We start from the raw sequence: 20,447 nt of genomic DNA, 5'->3' as shown, positions 1-20,447 counted from the left end.
TCACCCCACGTTCTTCGTACGGAGGCACTGTGCGTACACGTACCCCCTTGACCTGCACCGTCGTACTCATCACGGCGTCCTTGCTCGGCGCGGCAGGCTGCGCCGGAAAGGACTCCGCCGACGACGGCGCCGCCGCAGCGCCGCGCACCGTCACACCCGTCGCGGGCTGCGGCGCCAGCAGCTGGAGCGACCCTGCCGACCTCGCCCCCGACCGGAAACCGGCCCGCTGCGACAAGGGTGCCCCGGCGGCCCGGCCCCTGGCGAAGAAGCGGAAGATCACCGTCGCCACCGGCACCCTGAGCGCGGAGTACGTCGCTCCGCTCCAGGTCGCCGTGGCGAAGGGCGAGTTCACGAAGGAAGGGCTGGACGTCCAGCTGAAGGTGCTGCCCACCCCGGACGCCCTGCCGCTGCTCGCCAAGGGCGATGTGGACGCCCAGTGGGCGGCTCCCGAGGCGGCCGTGATGAACGGCATCAACGGCGGTTTCGACATCAGGTGGGTGGCCGGGAACTTCTCGCCCGACCCCGCCTCCAAGAGCGGCCTGTGGGTACGCCTCAAGGACGGCGAGAGCACCGATCACGTCGATATGGCAGGCCGGAAGATGGGCACGATGATAGGCAAGGGCTCGGTCATCGCCTACCCGATGGACACCTCCCTGAAGAAGCATGGCGGCGGCCTCGACAAGATCGGCTTCCAGCAGCTCGGTTCCGCGGACGTGCTGACCGCGCTGGAGAACGGTGGCGTGGACTCCGCCTGGCTGCTCGACCCGGTCTGGCGCAAGGTGGACGGCGACAAGAGGTACGCGTTCCTGGGCGGCCAGCCGCTCGGCGAACCGCTCGGCGGCCTGCTCTTCGGACCGACGCTGCTGAACAAGGACCCGGACGCCGGCGTCGGCTTCCTCCGCGCTTACATCCGGACCGTGAACACCTACTTCGCCGGCGACTACAAGGCCGACCCCGCGTTCGTCGCCGAACTGGCGAAGCTGATGAAGACCGACGAGGCCACGCTGCGGTCGACCCCGTCGATGCGGATGGACTGGGAGATACGGAAGGGCACGACGGACCGGCTGCAGCAGGCGTACGCGGATGCGGGCGTCTCGAAGGGTGCCCCGGTGCCGGAGGCGAAGGCCGTGGACCGGGCGATGTACGCGGAGGCGGTGGGCCACTCGCGCTGACTGGCACGCACGGGCATACGCAGAAGGACGGATCCTCTGGAGGATCCGTCCTTCTGCGTTCAGTAGCGGGGACAGGATTTGAACCTGCGACCTCTGGGTTATGAGCCCAGCGAGCTACCGAGCTGCTCCACCCCGCGTCGTTGTGATCCCCACAGTACGTCACCGCTCCGGACCAGCGCAAATCACTTCCGGCGCCTGGCGGGGAGGCGGTCCGGCGCCGAGTGGGGAGGTACCGGAACCGCCGCTTCCACGACGCCCCGCGCGGGTCCTGCCGCTCACCCCACCCGGCCGCACCGGCCCGCTTCACCCGGCCTTGCCGCTCGGTCTTACGACCTCGCCCACGATTGGCAGTGGGAGAAGGAGCGGCGTCTGGGGCCTTCGAATCCAAGGCGGAGGAGGGAGTGATGGCGGAGCCATCGCGACTGACGACAACGCGGGAGGCGGAGGTCCCAGGCGCTGCGACGCCGCTGCCAATCGTGGGTGAGGTCGTTACGCGGTGAGCTCCTGGTGCAGCGCTTCGCGCAGCCGGGCGGCGCGCTCGGCGACCTCTGCCGGACCCAACTCGACCGCCCGCGCGCACCAGCGCTGCCCCTCGGCGAGTTCGCCCCGGCGGGCGGCCAGCAGAGCCAGGCGCAAGGCGGCCCGCCCATGCCCGTCGTGAGCGGCGCGTCTCCACCACTGCGCGGCCTCGCGCTCGCTGCCCTCTCGGGCGAGCAGCAGCCCGAGGTTGAAAGCGCCGTTGCGGCTGCCCGACTCGGCGGCCTCGCGGTACCAACGGGCCGCGCTGTCCACGTCGCCACGGGCCGCCGCGAGCATGCCGACCCGCACCTGCGCACGGCGGTGCCCCTGTTCGGCGGCCCGCTCGTACCACTCCTCGCACTCGGTCTTCTCCGGCATAGGCTCACCGAGCGCGGGAGGGCCGGGCGGCGGCTGCCGCGAGTCCAGCACCCCGGCCAGCCGGAAGGCCGCCTCGGCGCTGCCGCCGCCCGCCGCGCAGCGCAGATGGCGCTCGGCCTCCTGCTCCTCGCCGTGGTGCAGCAGGGCCATGCCCACCTGGAGAGCGGCCTCGGTGTGGCCGGCCGCTGCGGCGCGCTCGTACCAGACCAGTGCCGCACGGTCCTCGTCGCGTCCGGCATGCAGGATGCCGAGGTTGAAGGCCGCGTCCACGCTGCCCGCCTCGGCGGCCTTGGAGAACCACGGCTCGGCGCCGGTCGCGTCTCCCGCCTGGAGCAGGAGTACGGCCAGCGCGTTGGCGGCCTCGCGGTGGCCCGCGTACGCGGCGCGGCGGTACCACTGCTCGGCCTGCGGCGTACGGTCCTGCGCCGCGCAGAGCAGCCCCAGGTTGTAGGCGCCGTTGACATCGCCCGCGTCCATGGCGGCGCGGTACCAGCGCTCGGCGGTCTGCTGCTCGCCACGGGCCGCGTGCAGCGCGCCCAGGGCATTGGCAGCATTCCCGTCGCCGTCCTGGGCGGCACGCAGCCACCACACGGCGGCACTCTCCTCGTCGCCCGCGTCGCGGAGCAGAAAGCCGAGCGCGCAGGCAGCCCGCGCCTCGCCCGCCTTCGCGGACATGAGGTACCAGCGGCCGGCCTCCCTGGGCTCGCCGCGCTGCTCGAGGATGGCGCCGAGGTGCAGGGCGGCACGCCGGTGACCGCGCGCGGCGGCCTGCCGGTACCACTGTTCGGCCTCGCCCACTCGCCCGGTGGCCGGACCAGCCACGGGGCCGTCGTCCCTGCGCGCCGCGGAGCGGCCGGTGACACCCGGACGGTCGGCCGCGCCCGTGCCTGCACCGGAGCCGAGGCCCAGCCCCGGGCGGCCGAAGGCGTCGTGCGGGTCGTCGGCGGCGTTGCGGTCCAGCATGCGCGCGAGGCGGTACGCGGCCTCCCGGTGTCCCTGCTCGGCGGCAGCGCGCAGCCAGCGCTCGGCGCCGACGTCGCTGCGGTGTTCCAGCAGGTCGGCGAGGGCGTACGCCCCCAGCGCGTGGCCCTGCTCGGCGGACTGTCGCAGCCAGTACTCGGCACCGGGCTCGTCGCCGCGCTCCCGGTAGTGGCGGCCGAGGGCGTGTGCGGCGGCGGCGGAGCCCGCGACGGCCGCGATACGCCACCAGCCGGCCGCGTCGTCGACGTATCCGCGCTGGTGGAGGAGGACGCCGAGGTTGTTGGCCGCGGCCCGGTCGCCGTCGGCGGTGGCCGCACGCAGATAGGGCTCGGCACCGACCAGATCACCGCGGCGCAGCAGCAGGGCTCCGAGAACGCTCATCGACGTGGTGTCCCCGGCGTCGGCGGCGCGACGGTGGCGTGCCTCGCTCTCGGCACTCTCCGGACTCTCCCGGGTCTCCGAGACTTCCTGGGCCCCGGGGCCTTCGGCAGCCTCCACGGCCCCGGCGCTCCTGCCGGCCCCGGCGCTCGCCGTGCTCTCTGTGTTCTCTGCGCTCTCGACGGTCGCGGCACACCCCGCAGTCTCGGCGGTCTCGGTCGTCCCAATAGTCCCAGAGGTCTTGGTGTGCCCGGAGGCCCCAGTGTTCTCAGCGGTCTCGTCGTTCTCCGCGGCGGCTACACCAAATGCCGCATTCATCATGCTATCCGGCCGATGAGCGCGGCGCTGCACAAACCGCCCTGTCTCCAACAGAGTTGCCCTGTCCCCCATAAATACCATCGTCGCACCACCTGCAACCCGCGTACACCTGGTATATCGCGGCCAGTGAGGTCACTTCAGCGTTTTGTCGACATGCCCACAGAGAGATAAGTCAAACACGTCCGGGCCCAACTCGCGCCCCGCGAACCGCCCTTCACACACACCGCACAAGAATGTCGCCGCGACACGACGAAGGCCCGGATCCTTGAAAGGATCCGGGCCTTCGTCTTTCAGTAGCGGGGACAGGATTTGAACCTGCGACCTCTGGGTTATGAGCCCAGCGAGCTACCGAGCTGCTCCACCCCGCGCCGTTGTGTTCAAACCGTACCACGACGCAAGGGTGAGCCCTTACCGAGTCACTCAGCCACCACTACTGGCTTCGGACGTTTTGTCCGAATGGTTCGAACCGTTCGCATTACTCGAACCGTTCGCTCCGTCGGCGCTGTTCGCACTGCCCGACTTGGGCTGGGCGGCCGCCGCACGCTGCAGGGCATCCTGCAGATCCGCCTGGGCCTTGCCGTAGGCGCTCCAGTCCTGCTTCTTCAGGGCTGCCTCGCCTTCCGCATAGGCCTTCTGCGCGTCCGCGATCGCCTTCTTCAGCGCCGCGTCTCCGGTGGCCGGCGGCTGCGTGGTCTCGCCCGGTGGCCGGGTGGTCTCCGCGGGCGGCTGGGTGGTGCCGGGGCCCGTCACCCCGAAGACCGCGTTGAGCGCTTCCCCGAGGCTGTTCTCGAAGACGGTCTTCGACCCGTACGAGGCGGCGACCTTGCGCAGCAGCGGGTAGTTCTGCGTGCCACCGCGCGTGTACACCGGCTCGATGTAGAGGAAGCCCCCTTCGAGCGGCACGGTCAGCAGGTTGCCGTACTCGATGTCGGAGTCGGTTCCCTTGAGGTTTCTCACGAACTCGGCGACGTCGTCGTTGCCGTTGAGCTCGCTCTGTACCTGGCCGGGGCCCTTCACCGTGGTGGTGACTCTCAACAGCCTTATCTTGCCGTAGTCCTTGCTGGCCGCGTCGGCGTCCACCGCCATGAACGCCCCGAGGTCGGGCCGCCCCTTCGGGGTGAACGTCGTCGTCAGCGAGAACTTCTGGGCCGATTGATCCGGCATTTTTATGCTCAGGTAGTACGGCGGGACGGCGCCGGAATCCTTGTTGGTCGGGTCGTCCGGGACCTGCCACGCGTCACTGCCGCTGTAGAACTGTGCGGGGTTGGTGACGTGGTAGCGGGTGAGCAGCTCGCGCTGCACCTTGAACAGGTCCTGCGGGTACCGCAGATGTTCCCTGAGCTCCTGCGGGATGTCCGCCTTGGGCTGGACGGTCCCGGGGAACGCCTTGCTCCAGGTCTTGAGGACCGGGTCCTCGGTGTCCCATTCGTAGAGCTTGACCTTGCCGTCGTACGCGTCGACGGTGGCCTTCACCGAGTTGCGGATGTAGTTGACCTGGTTCTGCTGGGCGACGACCGCGCGCTGGTTGGTGGTCAGCGAGTCGGCCGTGGTGTCACCGAGCGTCGTACGCGAGGCGTACGGGTAGCCGTTGGTGGTGGTGTACGCGTCGACGACCCACTGTATGCGGCCGTTCACCACGGCCGGGTAGGCGTCGCCGTCGATGGTCAGCCACGGGGCGACCGCCTCGACGCGCTCCTTGGGCGTGCGGTTGTAGAGGATCCGCGAACCGTCGCCGATGGCCCCCGAGTAGAGGATCTGCGGCTCGCTGAACGCCACCGCGTACGCGGCACGGTTGAAGGCGTTGGAGAGACTGACTCCGCTGTTGCCCTGGTAGCTGGTGGTCTTCTCGCCGTCCTCCTCGTAGTCGAGCTCCTTCTGGGGCCCGCCGACGATGGAGTACTGCTCGGTCTTCTCGCCGTAGTAGATCTGCTGCTCGTACTTGCCGAGCTCACCCGAGGTCGGCAGACCGGACTCGGTGAAGTCCGGTGACCCCTTCGGGTTCTTGCCGGTCGTCGTGCCCTTGGCCGCGATGGCGCCGTAGCCATGGGTGTAGGTGAAGTGGTCGTTGATCCAGTTGCGCTTGGGGATGCCGTCGAGGTTGAGCTCGCGCAGACCGATGACCGTGTCCTGGTCCTTGCCGGCGGCGTCCTTGTAGCGGTCCACGTCCAGCGTCTTGGGGAACTGGTAGTAGTTCCTCTTCTGCTGGAGCTGCTGGAAGGCCGGGGAGACGACGTTGGGGTCCATCACCCGGTAACTGGCGGCGGTATCCGCGCTCGCGCGCAGTTTGGCGTCGTCGTTCGTCGTGCTCTTGCCCGAGTAGTCGTCGACCTGAGCGTTGTCGATGTCGTACGCGTCACGCGTCGCTTCGATGTTCTTCCGGATGAACGGGGCTTCCTTGGCCTGCTCGTTCGGCTGGACCTGGAACTTCTGCACGATCGCCGGGTACAGACCGCCGATCAGGATCGCCGAGAGCACCATCAGACCGAAGCCGATCATCGGGAGCTGCCAGGTGCGGCGCCAGAGCGTCGCGAAGAAGAGCACGGCGCAGATCGCGGCGATGCAGAACAGGATGGTCTTCGCCGGAAGGTAGGCGTTGGCGTCGACGTACCGCAGCCCCGTCCAGTTGTCCGTGGCCTTGAAGTCACTGGTCTTCACGGCCAGGCCGTATCGGTCGAGCCAGTACGCCACGGCCTTCAGTGAGACGAAGACGCCGAGCAGCACCGACAGATGGCCGGTGGCCGCGCCGGTCGCCCGCGCGCCGGGGCTGGTGATGCGGAGCCCGCCGTACAGGTAGTGGGTCAGCGCGGCGGCGATCAGCGAGAGCACCGTGGCCGCGAAACCGAAGCCCAGCAGGAAGCGGTACCAGGGCAGGTCGAAGGCATAGAAGGAGACGTCCAGATGGAACTGGGGGTCCTTCTGGTGGAACGCCACGCCGTTCACATACATCAGCCAGGTACGCCACTGGCCGGAGGCGGACGCTCCGGCGATCAGTCCGACGAGCGCGGTGACCGCGAGCAGCACCCACTTCTTGTACGGGGCGAGGCTCATCCGGTAGCGGTCCAGGCTCTGCTGTTCCAGGGACATCGCGCTCAGCGGCGGCCGGAGCCGGTGTGCGAGCCAGATGTTCAGACCGACGACGATCGCCATCAGTAGTCCGAAGACGAGGAACAGCCCGATCTTGGTCCACAGGGTGGTGGTGAAGACGGACGAATAATCGACCGATCGGTACCAGAGCCAGTCCGTCCAGAACCCGGCGAACATGACGAACGCCATGGCGAGAACCGCCAGGACGCCAAGTGTCATGAGCAGGGTACGGGCGCGCCGGGACGGGCGGCCAACTCTGATCCGTGGCCCGGTCGGGCCTCCGCCGCGGTCCGGCATCTGGAAAGCCAACGTGCGCACCTCGAAGTTCGCGGGTCGTGTGAAGCGGGCCCAGCGATCGTAGAGCCCACCTATGCAACTTACTGACGCTTTACCTAGTTCCCGATACCGGGGCGGAAGGAGGCAGGATGTTGGCCATGCCCAACGTTTCCCCCTCAGGCCCCCCGATGGCCGCGAGCCCCCTCACCGTCGCCGTGCTCGAAATCGACGAGTACATCTCCGGCCTCGGCTGGGACCAGCCGGCCCGGCTCTTCGCTCTCGTCGACACCGCCCGGCTGCGGGCCCAGGAGCCCGGCCTCGCCGCCCAGCTCGGTCTCGACGCCTCCGACTCCCCGACCGCCTCACTCACCCCCATCGAGCAGGAGGAGCTCCCGCCCGGCACCGCCCTGGACGAATTCCTCGCCACGATCGCCTGGCCCGACGCGGTGATCGGATGCGCTATGACGGTGGAGCGGCTGATGCTGCCGCCGTCCGCCGAGGCCTCCGTACCGGAGGGGCTCAGCGATGCCCAGCTGACCAAGTGGGTCGCCAAGCACCCGGAGCGCCAGGAGGTGCGGATGACGGTGGCCGCCCTCAGGGACGGCACGCGCGAGGCCGCCGTACGGCTGCGCGAGAAGGACTCCCCGAGCGAGGTGCGGACCGGCGCCGGCCTGGTGCCCGGACTGGCCGACGCACTGGCCGCGACCTTCGAGGCCTGACTCCGCCGCGCCCCACCGAGGGCCTGTCCGGCCTTGATCGGCCGGACAGGCCCTGACGCGCACGGTCAGCCCGTCGAGCAGCTCGGCAGGCCGGCCGTGTCCCCTGCCCGGATCTTCTCCAGCGACTTCTTCGCGTCGTCGATCGTCTTCACCTTCACCAGCGTGAGTCCGCTCGGGGTGTCGGAGGCTGCGGCCTTGCAGTTCTCGTCCGGCGTCAGGAAGTACCGGGCGCCCGCGTCGCGCGCGCCGACCAGCTTCATGTTGATGCCGCCGATCGGGCCGACCTTGCCCTTGTCGTCGATCGTGCCGGTGCCCGCGACGAACTTCCCGCCGGTGAGGTCGGTGGGTGTCAGCTTGTCGATGATGCCCAGGGAGAACATGAGACCGGCGCTCGGGCCGCCGACGTCGGCGAGCTTGATGTCGATCCGGAACGGGAACGTGTGGTCCGTCCCGGCCTGGATGCCGACGATCGCGCGGTTCTCCTTGGGGGCCTTCGCGGTGGTGATGACGATCTTCCGGGTGCCCTCGGGCTCCTTGCCGGCCTTCTCTGCCTCCTGTGCCGTCTTCGCCGGGATGATCGTGAACGTGACGTCCTCGCCGGGCTTGTGGCGAGTGACGAGCTTCGCGACGTCCTCGGGCTGCTTGACCGCCGTGCCGTCGACCTGCTTGATCACATCGCCGGCGTGCAGCTTGCCCTGGGCGGGGCTGCCCTTGATGACCGTGGAGACCACGACGCGCGACGACACCGGGATGCCCAGCTCGGTCAGGGCGGCGACCTTGGCGCTCTCCTGGGACTGGCTGAACTCCTCGGCGTTCTCCTGCGTCGACTGCTGCTCGGTCTTGCCCCCGGGGTAGAGGGTGTCGTGCGGTACGACCACGCTGTCGTGATCCAGCCAGCCGTAGACGGCCTCGACGAGGTTCATCCTGTAGTCGGCGCCGGTGACCCTGACCGTCGTCATATTGAGGTTGCCGGATGTCGGGTACGTCTTGTGTCCGGAAACCTGCAGGACCGGCTCGCCTTCGACCTTGCCGAGGGTGTTCACGGTCGGCCCGGGAGACATCTTCGAATACGGCACTGGAATCAGCACGCCTGCGCAGAGCAGCGCGATGAGGATCAGCGTGGAGGCGAGCAGCGTCGCGGTGCGGCGTGGCATGGAACGACAGTACGGGAAGGGTCTGTCAGTGCACCGTCGGGGCCGGTCCGTGCGGGGCGGGAAATGGGGGATGGCGCCGTGCCGGAAGGCGTCGGCAGTCGGCGCCGCGATGCGGATTGGCGACTGCGTACGTTCGCTGAAAAGTCAGAGGACATCGGAACCGGAGTGCGACTTCTCCATCGCCTCACGGAACCGGGCGTATCCGGCCAGTGTTGAAACATCACCGGCCGTACGATTACGGGTGGCCCAGCTTCCCCATATCGCAGCGCCGAACGCAGCAAAAAGCGGAATCAACAACCAGGCGAGTGCTGCCATCACGACCTCCCTACCCCGTGAGCGACCGCAACTTACCTATCAGCAGATTAACCATCTGCACGACCAACGCTCACGGCAGGGGTGCGGTTACGCAAATCGGGGCCGACGACCACCCGATCGGCTTGCACTCAGCAGGCGCCGACCCACTCCTCGGTGCCGTCCGAGAACCGCTGGTGCTTCCAGATCGGAACCTCGTGCTTGAGGTCGTCGATGAGCTTGCGGCATGCCTCGAACGCCTCCGCACGGTGCGGGCAGGAGACGGCGACGACGACGGCGAGGTCGCCCACTCGGAGGTCACCCACACGATGGACGGCGGCCAGTGCCCGCACCGGGAAGTCCGCGGCGACCTTCTCGGCCACCCGGCGCAATTCGTCCTGCGCCGAGGGGTGGCAGGAGTACCCGAGCGCACCGACGTCCTGACCGCCGTCGTGGTTGCGCACCGTGCCGACGAAGAGCGCCGTGCCGCCCGCGGCGTCGTCCCCGACGGCCCGGAAGATCTCGTCGACCGACAGCGGCGTCTCTCGAATCGCCAGCAGTCGGATGGGATCGGTCGCCGCCCGCTCGCCGGGGTGGTCGTGGGTGGGAGCCATGGGCCCATGGTGCCGTACGGCACCGACATCGTGGAATAGCGTTTTCCACCGGCGCACCGCCCCTGCTCTTGGAGCCTCCTACAGACGTCCCGCGATCCGCGGACGTCCGCGGTTCGCCTGGACCCTAGCTAGTGCCGTGACCGGCAATGTTTGCCCCGTAAGGAGCGTCGTCCGGTGCGTGCGATCGCAAGGCGGCCGGAAGTCCTTGTAGCGGAGCTACCAGGGCTTTTGGCCAACGCGGCGAGCGTGCGTGCTGGGCGGCGCGACGGGGCAAAGCTTGCCGGGAGGGGCACTAGTGCCGTGACCGGCAAAGCTTGCCGGGAGGGGCACTAGATGCGGCGGCGGGCCTTGCGGGCCCGGCGGACCAGGGCGGCGGTGCCGAGCAGCGCCACGGTCGCACCGGCGGCACCTGCCGCGGTCGCGTCCTTGCGGCCGAGACGGCGTCCGGCGACGGTGTGCCGGCCTTCCACCTCTTCGAGGAGCGCCGCGAGCACCTCCTCGTTGGTCCAGCCCGGGCGCCAGCCCGCGTCGTGCAGCCGGCTCACACTGACCACCCAGGGGTGCATCGTGTACGCGAGATCACCCGCCGGGGACGGGGTGAGGCCGATCCGGTGGAGCCGGGCGGCGGCACCGAGGGCCACGGCGGAGGGCAGCTCCATCCGGCGGACGCCGCTGAGCTCCTCGACCTCCTCCTGTTCCAGCCAGCCGTCGCAGCCGACCGCGAACTCGCCGTCGATCTTCTCCAGTGCGGCGTACTCCAGGGCCGTGACCAGGTCCTCGACATGGCAGAACTGCCAGGCGGGGCGCGATCCGGCGACGACCAGGAGGCGCGGCGACTCGAAGTAGCGGGTCAGCGCGGTGTCCGTACCGCCGACCAGAACGGTCGGCCGGACCACGGTCACGTTGAGTCCGGGGTGAGCGCGGGGCGCGCGGCGGCCGAGCCGCTCGATCTCCAGGAGGTCGCCGACGCCGGTGGCCTCGGCCGTGGCGCGCAGCTCGGCGTCCTCGGCGAGCGGGATGTCGTTGTCGGGCAGCGCCCCGTAGACCATGGCCGAGGTGCACAGGACGACCCGGTGGACCCCCACGGCCGCGGCAGCCGTCAGCACGGTCTGGGTACCGCGCACGTTGTAGGCGGTGCGGGCTGCGGGGTCGGTCTCCAGGTCGAGATCGAGTGCCAGGTGCACGACGACATCCGCGCCGCGCAGTTTCTCCGCGATGGCGGGGTCCCGGACGTCGAGGATGCGCCAGGTCGCCTCGGAGACCTCTCCGCGGCGCTCATCGATGGCGATGACCTGCTTGATCTCCTCGGATGCCGCGAGGCGTGCGGTGAGCAGCTCACCGACGCCCCCCGCGGCTCCGGTGACCGCGACGACGGGGCCACGGCTCCTGGAGCGGTTTTTTGCGGGCTTGTTCTCGGTCGAGGGGTCGGACAGGTTTCGCGCTGCGCGAACCTGAGGATCTGGGGAACTCACCGGGCGTCTCCAGCGGTTGTCTTCAGTACGTACCCGAATGACGCGTACGTACCAGGTGGCGTCCATCCTGCCGCAGGCCGGGAGCCGGCGGAGCACTGAGGCCCAAGCGGACTTTTGGTGTCTACGCTGGATGGTGATGTCGGGCAGTCGCCGTCGGTTCGAGCCGGCGGCCCTACGAGCCGAGGAAACCCGTGAGTGACACCCCATTCGGATTCGGCCTTCCGCCGGAGGAGCCGGAGAACGGCGACGAGGGCAAGAAGAAGGACCCCACCGGAGGTGGGCAGGGTTCGGGCGGGCCGGCGAACCCGTTCGGCTTCGGGCCCGGCGCAGGCGGGGACAACCCGTTCGCGGCGATGTTCGGCACGATGAACCCCAACGACCTGGGGGCGGCCTTCCAGCAGCTCGGCCAGATGCTGAGCTATGAGGGCGGTCCTGTGAACTGGGACATGGCCAAGCAGATCGCCCGCCAGACGGTCTCACAGGGCACGCCGGACGGCACCAAGGACGCGAGCGTCGGCCCGTCCGAGCGGTCCGCGGTCGACGAGGCGCTGCGGCTGGCCGATCTCTGGCTGGACGGGGTGACGTCGCTGCCTTCCGGTTCGGTCTCGACCGTGGCGTGGAGCCGTGCGGAGTGGGTCGAGGCGTCCCTCCCCGCCTGGCAGAAGCTGGTCGACCCGGTGGCCGAGCGCGTCGGTCTGGCCATGGGTGACGTGCTGCCCGAGGAGATGCAGGCGATGGCGGGCCCGCTGATCGGCATGATGCGGTCGATGGGCGGCGCGATGTTCGGCCAGCAGATCGGGCAGGCCGTCGGTGTGCTGGCGGGCGAGGTGGTCGGTTCGACCGATATCGGGCTGCCGCTCGGCCCGGCGGGCAAGGCCGCGCTCCTTCCGCTGAACGTCGAGATGTTCGGCAAGGACCTGAGCGTGCCGCAGGAGGAGGTGCGGCTTTATCTCGCCCTGCGCGAGGCCGCCCACCAGCGGCTCTTCGCCCATGTTCCGTGGCTGCGCTCGCATCTGTTCGGCGCCGTCGAGGGGTATGCGCGCGGCATCAAGGTCGACACCAGCAAGCTGGAGGACGTGGTCGGCCAGTTCGACCCGTCGCAGCCCGAGCAGCTGCAGGACGCACTTCAGCAGGGCATGTTCCAGCCGGAGGACACCCCGGAGCAGAAGGCCGCCCTGGCCAGGCTGGAGACGGCGCTCGCACTGGTCGAGGGCTGGGTGGACGCCGTGGTGCACGAGGCCGCGAAGTCCCGTCTGACCTCGGCCGACGCGCTGCGCGAGACCATGCGCAGGCGCCGCGCCTCCGGCGGGCCGGCCGAGCAGACGTTCGCCACGCTCATCGGCCTCCAGTTGCGTCCGCGGCGGCTGCGGGACGCCTCGCGCCTGTGGGCGTTGCTCACGGACGCCCGCGGTCTCGACGGCCGCGACGCCCTGTGGGAGCACCCCGACATGCTGCCGACCGCCCAGGACCTGGACGATCCGGACGGCTTCGTGCACCACGAGCAGCTGGACTTCTCCGAGCTGGACAAGATGCTCGGCGAGGCCGCGAAGGGTCCGCAGAAGCCCGAGGCCACAGCGGGCGGCACGAGCGAGCCGGGGTCCGGAGGAACGGACGACAGAAAGAGCGACGGCGACGGCAAGGGCGACACCGACCAGTGAGCGTGTACGACGACGCCGTTCTCGTACTGAAGGGGTACGAGAACCCGGTGGACCCGGCCCAGGAGGAACTGCGCCAGGTCTATCTGGATCATCTGGCTCAGCATTCCGACGGCATGTGGAAGGCCTGCGAAGCCGGACACCTGACGGCCAGCGCGCTGGTCATCGATCCGGATCGGGGCCGGGTTCTGCTCACCCTGCACCGCAAGCTGCAGATGTGGCTGCAGATGGGCGGCCACTGCGAACCGCAGGACCCGACGCTGGCCGCCGCTGCCCTGCGGGAGGCCACCGAGGAGTCCGGCATCAGCGGCCTGACCCTGCTCGCGGGCGGACCGGTGACGCTGGACCGCCACCGGATCCCCGCGCCCTGTCACTGGCACCTGGACGTGCAGTACGCGGCGCTGGCGCCGTCGGGCGCGACGGAGCAGATCAGTGACGAGTCGCTGGACCTGCGCTGGTTCGCGTACGACGAGGTCGCGTCGGTGGCCGACACATCGGTCGTACACCTGATGACGCGCGCCCGCGCCGCGCTGGAACAGCGCCGGTAGGCACGACATGAGGCATGGGCGAGGGGCGGTCTGCGTGGAGACCGCCCCTCGCCCGTGCCGGTGCGTCGTGGTCAGTTCCAGGCGTTGTTCTGGTTCTGACCGTGGGCGCCCTGCTGGCCCATCCCGTACTGCGCACGGATTCCCTGGCCGATCTGGGCGTTCTGCGGCGGCAGCACCTCGCTCGGCTGGACCAGGGCGAAGCCCTGGCCGAGGAAGCTGAGCTCCCAGCCCTCGCCGGTGTCGCCACGCCGCCGCCAGACGCCCGAGGAGTGCGTCTGGGCCTGCATCTGCACGCGCAGCGAGCTGGACCAGGCGACGATCGCGTCGGCGTCGGCGTTGACGTACTTGTCCGGCGTGACCTGCATCATCAGCGGCTGACCGGAAGTCATCAGGGCGACCTTGCCGGTGCCGGAGATGTTGAGCTGGTACTTGCCGGTGCCGGAGATGCCGTACTGGCTGTCCACCGCGATGACCTCGTGATGCAGCCCGGAGTCCAGTGCGAGCACATAGGCGCTGTCGACGGTCAGCCCGTCGTGGTCGACATCCACCACGTGCACGTACTGCGCGAGATTGGCGAGGAAGACGGTGCCCTGGCCGGAGCACCGCATGAGGTCGAGGCCTTCACCGGTGTGGGCGCGGGAGCGGCCCTGGCCCCGCGACTGGTACTCGCCGTCGAACTCGACCAGTCCCTGGTACGCGACCATGCTGCCCTTGCGGGCCAGGATGTCGTCGTGACCGCCCAGCGTCACCCGGAGCATCTGCGCGTTCTGCAGGACGTAGCGGTCCGCGGACTGCTGTTCGGTGTGGTGGAAAAGCGGACTCTGCATGGTGTCTTCTCGCTCCCCTCAGCCCCGGGCCCGCAGGCGGTCGGTGCTGTCCTCGCTCGGTTGTACGACGACGATGCCCTGACCGGAAAAGGCCATCTGATATGCCTCGCCGCTGCCGCGGCCGATCAAGGAGGCCGCCTTGAAGCTGCGCTTTCCCTTCACCTTGAGGTTCGGGGACCAGGCCACGAGAGCGTCTGGGTCGACATACGTCTCGTCCTCGCCGCTTCCACAGTTGACGACAACAGGCGTTCCGCGCGAGGTCAGGGCGACCCAGCCGGTGCCCGAGACGGACACGTTCCACAGGCCCTGGCCGGCGAACTTGGCCATCCCTTTGACACGCTCGACGCCCCACTGGAGCTGAGCGTCGAAGGCGAGGACGTTCGTGCCGTTGACCGAGAGCGCCTCATTGTTGAGGTGAACGACGACGACATGGGCACCGTAGTCGGCCAAGTACAGCAGTCCGTCCCCGCTGCACTTCATGAGCGGGGCGCCTTCACCAGTGATCCAGTCACGGGCGATCTGGCGTACGGCGGGCGGATTCGGTTCGTACTGGATGAATCCCTCGTACGCGACCATCGAGCCCACCCGCGCGAGGAGGTCCTGCCCCGTGGCCATCGCCACCTTCAGCATGGCGCTGCCGTGGTTCTCCATACGGGCTGTGACGGGTGCGGGGGCGTACCCCGCGAGCTGCTGGTTCATTCCTCGGCTTCCTCAGACCTCGTACGGCTGGACGACGATGAAGTTGCCCGGGGCGCCCCGGAACTGAAGGTTCACCGACTCCCCGCTGTGCCCCGGGTAGGCGTTGTAGCGCAGCCGCACCTGGCTGGAGACGATGACCTGCGATGCGGCGGACCAGGCCACGATCGCGTCGCTGTCGGCGAAGGTCGTGGGCGTCACGGGCAGGACGACCGGAGTGCCGTGCGTCATCACCACGACCGTGCCGGTTCCCTGGAAGAGCATCGTGAACAGCGCGCCGCCCGGGATGCCGTGCCCTTCGATCCTCCGTACCTCGTACTGAAGGGACTCGTCGAAGGCGAGGACACGCTCGGCGGAGACACAGATGCTGTCGCCCTGCAACTCGATGGGGTGCAGATGGGCGCTGTCCTCCGCGAGGAAGATCTGGCCGCGGCCGGTGCAGCGCATCAGCTGCATCTCCTGGCCCGTGGCGTTCCCCACGATCCGGCCGGCGAAGCCCGCCCCCTTGTAGCCGAAGTCGACCTTGCCCTGGTACATGACCATGCTGCCCTGACGGGCCAGGACGGGGGCACCGTCCTCCCCTAGGTCGACACGCACCAGTTGCTTGTTCTGCGCGGTCCAGCGCCGGCCCGTCGGCACCTCCTTGTAGAGGTTGACGGCCGCCTGAAGTCCACCACCGGACTGCGGCACACCTTGCGGAACCCCCGGGGCCATGCCGGGAGGCTGCTGCCCGTAGGGAGCCGGAGCCTGCTGTCCGTAGGGCGCGGGCTGACCGTACGGGGCGGGAGCCTGCTGGCCATAGGGGGCTGCGGGCGCGGGCTGGCCGGGGATCTGACCGAACTGCGGCTGCTGGCCCGGTTGTCCGTACGGCGCGGGCGCGGGTGGCGGAACGGTGCCGCCCTGCGGTGCCATGGGGGCCATCGGCGCCGCAATCGTCGGCGCGTTGTGGATCTGCTGCTGCGGGGCGGGGGCGCCGAAGGACGGGGCCGGCTGCGGGGCTTGGGGCGCCTGCGGCGCGGCCGGGGCGCCGAAGGACGGGGCCGGCTGCGGGGCTTGGGGCGCCTGCGGCGCGGCCGGGGCGCCGAAGGACGGGGCCGGCGCCGGTGCGGCGGTCTGCGTGGGCGGCGCGAACGACGGGATGGCGGCCTGCGGCTGAGGTGTGGCCGGCTCCTCCTCGGCGACCTCACCGCCGAAGTTCTTCAGCAGCGCTTCCAGACCACCGTCGAAACCCTGCCCCACGGCGGCGAAGCGCCAGACGTCCTTCAGATAGAAGTCACCCAGCATCACCGCACGCTCGGTGGTGAACTCCGAACCGTCGAAGGCGTACCTGACGACTTCTTCGCCACCCGCGACAATCCGGATGTAGCCGGGGCCGACCTGGGACATCTGCCCGGCGCCGTCGACCGTCGCGGTGAACGACAGCTTGTGAATGTTCGCCGGAATGCGGTCCAGCGTGACGCGGAACGACTCGGTGTCACCGGCCTGGGCACCGAGGAGCTGAATGGACTCCTCGGGCGATTTAGGCTGATTGAAGAAGACGAAATACCGGTCGTCGGAAAGCTGCTCATTGGCATCGAGGCCGAAGCAGCTGATGTCAAAGGTCAGTCCCGGGCCGGCGATCTGCACACCTACGTACAGGTCCGTCCCCGGTGTGAGATCGCTGATCTTGGCCTTGTGGCCGCGTTGGAATTCCCTGGCCATGCGTAACGACCGTCCCCCATCCCGAATGTGAATGCGTCGCGCCAGGCTAACCGCAAACTCCGACATCGAGCTAAGTCGGTACAGACCCGGTACAGAACCGCTGACCGTCACTCACCGCGCGCGGCGGGCAGATGCGGCAGCCGGTCGGCCGCCACCACACCCTCCAGGTATCCCCTGGCCCGTTCGGTGCGGGGATATGCCTCCAGCAGCCGCCAGAAACGCGGACCGTGGCCGGGGACGAGCAGATGGGCCAGCTCATGGACCAGTACGTAATCGACGACGTACTCGGGCATGCCCTGGAGCCGGTGCGACAGGCGAATGCTGCCCTCCGCCGGGGTGCAGGACCCCCATCGGGTGTTCTGATTGGTCACCCATCGCACGGACGCGGGTCTGGCCCGGCCCTCGAAATACTGCGCGGACAACCGCTCGGCACGCTCGGTCAGTTCGCTGTCGCCGAGGATGCGCTTGCTCTCCTGGGCCGCGAGCTTGTCGAGCATCACGGTCACCCAACGCTGCTCCTCGGCCTCGGACATCCGGGCGGGGATGAGCACGATAGTGCGGTCACCCTCCCGGTACGCGGAGACCGTTCTGCTGCGGCGGGTGCTCCTGCGGACCTCGACCGCGCTCGTTGCCGAGGCGCGGGGCGAACGGTCCACCGCGCTGCGCTGAGGGGTTCCGGCACTGCGCGCGGGGGTCTCCCCGGCAAGTCCGGGTGACGGGTCGGCGGGCACGCCATGACGTTACCCGGTGTCAGTGCGGGAAGTCCCGCCTCCGGGACGGTTCGCGCGCGATCCACTCCACGCCATGCACTATTTGAACGACTAATACCCCATGCCTGTGGATAACTTTCTGCACGCTTCGCCGCCGACCTGCATTCTGACAACGGATCTCGCGGAGATCCGGGCCACAGCCCACGCACAGAGATCAAGGAACACAGACCGGGGGAAGACGTGTATCCGATGTTGAAGCCCGCACTGCGCCGCGCGTGGTGCGGACAGGGCACCGTGCAATTCGGGGTGACTGCCGCTCATGCGGTGAAGCTCGGCCCGATGGATATCGCCATGGGCTGTTTTCTGGAACTGCTCGACGGTACGCGCGGCCTGCCGCTGCTCCGTGAAGAGGCCCGGGCGCTGGATCTGTCGGACCATCAAGTGGACACACTGCTCGCCCGGTTGATGGACGCCGGCCTGATCGACGATGTGCGGGCCGCCGGCCCGGAGGCCGATGTGTTACGGAACCGGCCCGATGCCATGGAGCGGCACCGCCCTGATCTGGCGTCGCTCTCAGTCGTCCATCCAGAGCCGGGTGGCGGGATGCGGCGGTTGGCGGCCCGCCGGGCGATGCGGGTACAGGTACGGGGCGCCGGGCGGGTCGGGGCCACGATCGCGGCGGTGCTGTCCGGATCCGGGGTGGGCCGGGTGGAGGTCCTGGACGGCGGGTGCACCGAGCCGTGGGACGTCTCACCCGGTGGGCTTCCACCGGCAGCCGTAGGGGAGCGCAGGGCCACCGCGGCCCGGCAGTTGGTGCGCAGATCCGCTGCCGGTTCGGCTCCTCGGACGGCGGAGACGGCGGAGGCCTCTGCGGGTGGCGAGCCGGGGCTCTCGCTGATCGTGGTCGCCCCTCGTGACGGTCTCGCGGTGTACGCCCCCGACCCGCGCCCGGCGGAACCGTGGATCGCTTCGGGGACTCCCCACCTCTATGCCGGAGTGATGGAGGCGACTGGAGTGGTCGGGCCCCTGGTTTTGCCCGGGGGCACGGCGTGCGCGGGGTGTCTGGCGCTGAAGCGTGCGGAGCGGGACAAGGACTGGTCCAGAATGCTCTCGCAGTGGCAGTCCGGGCGGCGCACCGTCGTCCAGGCCTGCGACCTGGCGCTGGCGACGGCGGTGGCCGGTCTGGCGGCCGCCCACGCGCTGTCCTTTCTGGACGGGGAGCTGCCGGCCAGTACGGGGACCCGCTGGGAGACCGCGCTGCCGCTGTTGGACTGGCGGTCCGAGCGGCTCTGGGCGCATCTCGGCTGCTACTGCGGAGCGGCTGGGCACACTGAGGGTGAGCGCGCCTCCGTGGCCGACGCGGTACACGACACAATGGCCGGGTAACCGTCGCACGCGGTACGCAGTCTGGGATTTGGAGGGGCTCATGTCTGATCTACCCCGGAAAGCGGTCACCCGTACCGCCAAGTTGGCTGCCCTGCCACTGGGTTTCGCAGGCCGCGCCACGTGGGGCCTGGGCAAGCGGATCGGCGGGAAGTCCGCGGAATTGGTCGCCCGGGAGGTCCAGCAGCGCACCGCGGATCAGCTTTTCAAGGTCCTGGGGGAGTTGAAGGGCGGGGCGATGAAACTGGGTCAGGCCCTGTCCGTCTTCGAGTCGGCACTGCCCGAGGAGGTCGCCGGACCGTACCGGGCGGCGCTCACCAAACTGCAGGAAGCGGCGCCTCCCCTGCCCAGCGGCACGGTGCACGCGGTGCTGGAGGAGCGGCTCGGCGAGGACTGGCGGGAGCTGTTCATCGAATTCGATGACAAGCCGTCGGCCGCTGCCTCGATCGGTCAGGTCCACCGGGCGGTGTGGCACGACGGGCGGGACGTCGCGGTGAAGGTGCAGTACCCGGGCGCCGGAGAGGCGCTGCTCTCGGATCTGACCCAGCTCAGCAGGTTCGCCCGGCTGCTCGGCCCGTTGATCCCGGGAATGGACATCAAGCCGCTCATCACGGAGCTGCGTGACCGGGTCTCGGAGGAGCTGGACTACGAACAGGAGGCACGGTCGCAGCGGGTCCATGCGGAGGAGTTCGCGGCAGATCCGGATGTCGTGATCCCCGGTGTCGTGCACCAGTCCGACCAGGTGCTGGTGACGGAGTGGATGGATGGTGTTCCGCTGGCCGATGTGATTGCGGAGGGCACGCCGGAACAGCGTGACCGGGCCGGTCAGTTGCTGGCGCGTTTCCTTTTCTCGGGGCCGGTGCGCACCGGGTTGCTGCACGCGGACCCGCATCCGGGCAACTTCCGGCTGCTGTCCCCGGACGACGAGACCGGCGAAATCGGTGAGACGGGCGTGACCGACGAGGCCGGCGAGGCCGGGCAGTGGCGGCTCGGGGTGCTGGACTTCGGCACGGTGGACCGGCTGCCGGGTGGTCTGCCGCAGACCATCGGTGATTCCTTGCGGATGGCGCTGGCAGGTGACGCGGAGGCAGTGTACGAGCTGCTGCGCGAGGAGGGGTTCGTCAAGGAATCGATCGACCTCGACCCTGATGCGGTGCTCGACTATCTCCTCCCGATCATCGAACCGGCGCAGGTGGAGAAGTTCACCTTCACTCGGAGTTGGATGCGCAATCAGGCGGCGCGGATCGCGGATCCCCGCTCGCCTGCTCATCAGCTGGGCAAGCAGTTGAATCTGCCGCCCGCCTATCTGCTGATACACCGGGTAACGCTGAGCACGATCGGGGTGCTGTGCCAGTTGGGTGCGACGGTGCGGCTTCGCGACGAACTCGAATCCTGGGTACCGGGGTTCCTTTCGGCGCATGAGCAGGAACCCGTGGTACAGGAGTTGGCGGGCGACGCGGCCACCGGCGCATAGGCAGCCGGCCTTCAGGCCTCGGTACCCGTCACGCCCAAACCCTCATACCCCGGGTTACGTCCCGGGCCGTTACGTCGCGGGCCGTCACACCCGGACG

16 protein-coding genes and 2 tRNA genes are annotated in these 20,447 nt (G+C 69.3%); 6 read left to right on the top strand and 12 right to left on the bottom strand.

Annotated elements, in window-relative coordinates; genetic code table 11:
* The first annotated feature begins 29 nt into the window (after nt 1–29).
* Nucleotides 30–1,172 carry an ABC transporter substrate-binding protein gene (locus ACZ7L9_RS07135; RefSeq protein ID WP_471413263.1) on the top strand — a complete coding sequence of 381 codons (1,143 nt, stop codon included), beginning with the start codon at nt 30–32 and terminating at the stop codon, nt 1,170–1,172.
* Nucleotides 1,173–1,235: 63 nt separating this feature from the next.
* Here the strand turns inward: ACZ7L9_RS07135 and ACZ7L9_RS07130 are convergent.
* The 4 genes from ACZ7L9_RS07130 to ACZ7L9_RS07115 form a co-directional block, all read right to left on the bottom strand.
* Nucleotides 1,236–1,309: transfer RNA gene (locus ACZ7L9_RS07130), tRNA-Met, on the bottom strand.
* A 352-nt stretch (nt 1,310–1,661) separates the two neighbouring features.
* Nucleotides 1,662–3,827, bottom strand: a complete 2,166-nt coding sequence (locus ACZ7L9_RS07125; RefSeq protein ID WP_471413262.1) for a tetratricopeptide repeat protein — start codon at nt 3,825–3,827, stop codon at nt 1,662–1,664.
* A 213-nt stretch (nt 3,828–4,040) separates the two neighbouring features.
* Nucleotides 4,041–4,114 (bottom strand) — tRNA-Met (locus ACZ7L9_RS07120).
* Between the two features lie 52 nt (nt 4,115–4,166).
* Nucleotides 4,167–7,127, bottom strand: a complete 2,961-nt coding sequence (locus tag ACZ7L9_RS07115; protein WP_471413487.1) for a UPF0182 family membrane protein — start codon at nt 7,125–7,127, stop codon at nt 4,167–4,169.
* A gap of 128 nt (nt 7,128–7,255) precedes the next feature.
* Between ACZ7L9_RS07115 and ACZ7L9_RS07110 the strand changes: the two genes are divergently transcribed.
* Nucleotides 7,256–7,825 carry a PPA1309 family protein gene (locus ACZ7L9_RS07110; protein ID WP_471413260.1) on the top strand — a complete coding sequence of 190 codons (570 nt, stop codon included), beginning with the start codon at nt 7,256–7,258 and terminating at the stop codon, nt 7,823–7,825.
* 65 nt (nt 7,826–7,890) lie between these two features.
* On the opposite strand, the gene ACZ7L9_RS07105 is transcribed toward ACZ7L9_RS07110, so the two are convergent.
* From ACZ7L9_RS07105 to ACZ7L9_RS07090, 4 genes are all read right to left on the bottom strand, one after another.
* On the bottom strand, nt 7,891–8,979 hold the full coding sequence (locus ACZ7L9_RS07105; RefSeq protein WP_471413259.1) for a YlbL family protein: 1,089 nt from the start codon (nt 8,977–8,979) through the stop codon (nt 7,891–7,893).
* Nucleotides 8,980–9,123: 144 nt separating this feature from the next.
* Nucleotides 9,124–9,294, bottom strand: coding sequence for a hypothetical protein (locus ACZ7L9_RS07100; protein ID WP_471413257.1), 171 nt, complete (start codon nt 9,292–9,294; stop codon nt 9,124–9,126).
* Nucleotides 9,295–9,422: 128 nt separating this feature from the next.
* Nucleotides 9,423–9,884 (bottom strand): molybdenum cofactor biosynthesis protein MoaE, encoded by a 462-nt coding sequence (locus ACZ7L9_RS07095; RefSeq protein ID WP_471413256.1) that lies wholly within the window; start codon nt 9,882–9,884, stop codon nt 9,423–9,425.
* A 329-nt stretch (nt 9,885–10,213) separates the two neighbouring features.
* Nucleotides 10,214–11,356, bottom strand: coding sequence for an SDR family oxidoreductase (locus ACZ7L9_RS07090; RefSeq protein WP_471413254.1), 1,143 nt, complete (start codon nt 11,354–11,356; stop codon nt 10,214–10,216).
* A gap of 191 nt (nt 11,357–11,547) precedes the next feature.
* On the opposite strand from ACZ7L9_RS07090, the gene ACZ7L9_RS07085 reads away from it, so the two are divergent.
* Both ACZ7L9_RS07085 and ACZ7L9_RS07080 read left to right on the top strand, forming a co-directional pair.
* Nucleotides 11,548–13,014 carry a zinc-dependent metalloprotease gene (locus tag ACZ7L9_RS07085; RefSeq protein ID WP_471413253.1) on the top strand — a complete coding sequence of 489 codons (1,467 nt, stop codon included), beginning with the start codon at nt 11,548–11,550 and terminating at the stop codon, nt 13,012–13,014.
* Nucleotides 13,011–13,559, top strand: a complete 549-nt coding sequence (locus ACZ7L9_RS07080) for an NUDIX hydrolase (RefSeq protein ID WP_471413251.1) — start codon at nt 13,011–13,013, stop codon at nt 13,557–13,559. Before ACZ7L9_RS07085 ends, ACZ7L9_RS07080 begins: the two co-directional genes overlap by 4 nt.
* Nucleotides 13,560–13,630: 71 nt before the next feature.
* Here ACZ7L9_RS07080 and ACZ7L9_RS07075 read toward each other — a convergent pair whose 3' ends face one another.
* The 4 genes from ACZ7L9_RS07075 to ACZ7L9_RS07060 form a co-directional block, all read right to left on the bottom strand.
* A complete protein-coding gene (locus tag ACZ7L9_RS07075) occupies nt 13,631–14,386 on the bottom strand; it encodes an AIM24 family protein (RefSeq protein WP_471413249.1) in 756 nt (251 codons plus the stop codon).
* Between the two features lie 18 nt (nt 14,387–14,404).
* Nucleotides 14,405–15,085 (bottom strand): AIM24 family protein, encoded by a 681-nt coding sequence (locus tag ACZ7L9_RS07070; protein ID WP_469574638.1) that lies wholly within the window; start codon nt 15,083–15,085, stop codon nt 14,405–14,407.
* Between the two features lie 12 nt (nt 15,086–15,097).
* Nucleotides 15,098–16,783: a TerD family protein gene (locus ACZ7L9_RS07065; protein WP_471413247.1), complete on the bottom strand. Its 1,686-nt coding sequence runs from the start codon at nt 16,781–16,783 to the stop codon at nt 15,098–15,100.
* Nucleotides 16,784–16,890: 107 nt separating this feature from the next.
* The gene (locus ACZ7L9_RS07060) at nt 16,891–17,514 is read right to left on the bottom strand and encodes a M48 metallopeptidase family protein (protein ID WP_471413245.1); all 624 of its coding nucleotides are present in this window, start codon (nt 17,512–17,514) and stop codon (nt 16,891–16,893) included.
* A gap of 219 nt (nt 17,515–17,733) precedes the next feature.
* On the opposite strand from ACZ7L9_RS07060, the gene ACZ7L9_RS07055 reads away from it, so the two are divergent.
* Together ACZ7L9_RS07055 and ACZ7L9_RS07050 are read left to right on the top strand one after the other, a co-directional pair.
* Complete coding sequence (locus ACZ7L9_RS07055; RefSeq protein WP_471413243.1) at nt 17,734–18,879, top strand: ThiF family adenylyltransferase; 1,146 nt, start codon at nt 17,734–17,736, stop codon at nt 18,877–18,879.
* 40 nt (nt 18,880–18,919) lie between these two features.
* Nucleotides 18,920–20,350 carry an ABC1 kinase family protein gene (locus ACZ7L9_RS07050; protein ID WP_471413241.1) on the top strand — a complete coding sequence of 477 codons (1,431 nt, stop codon included), beginning with the start codon at nt 18,920–18,922 and terminating at the stop codon, nt 20,348–20,350.
* Nucleotides 20,351–20,447 lie beyond the last annotated feature (97 nt).

The organism is Streptomyces sp. NPDC111516 (assembly GCF_055635345.1).
The sequence above is the reverse complement of the archived record's forward strand: the minus strand, read 5'-3'. Positions and strand labels throughout refer to the sequence as shown.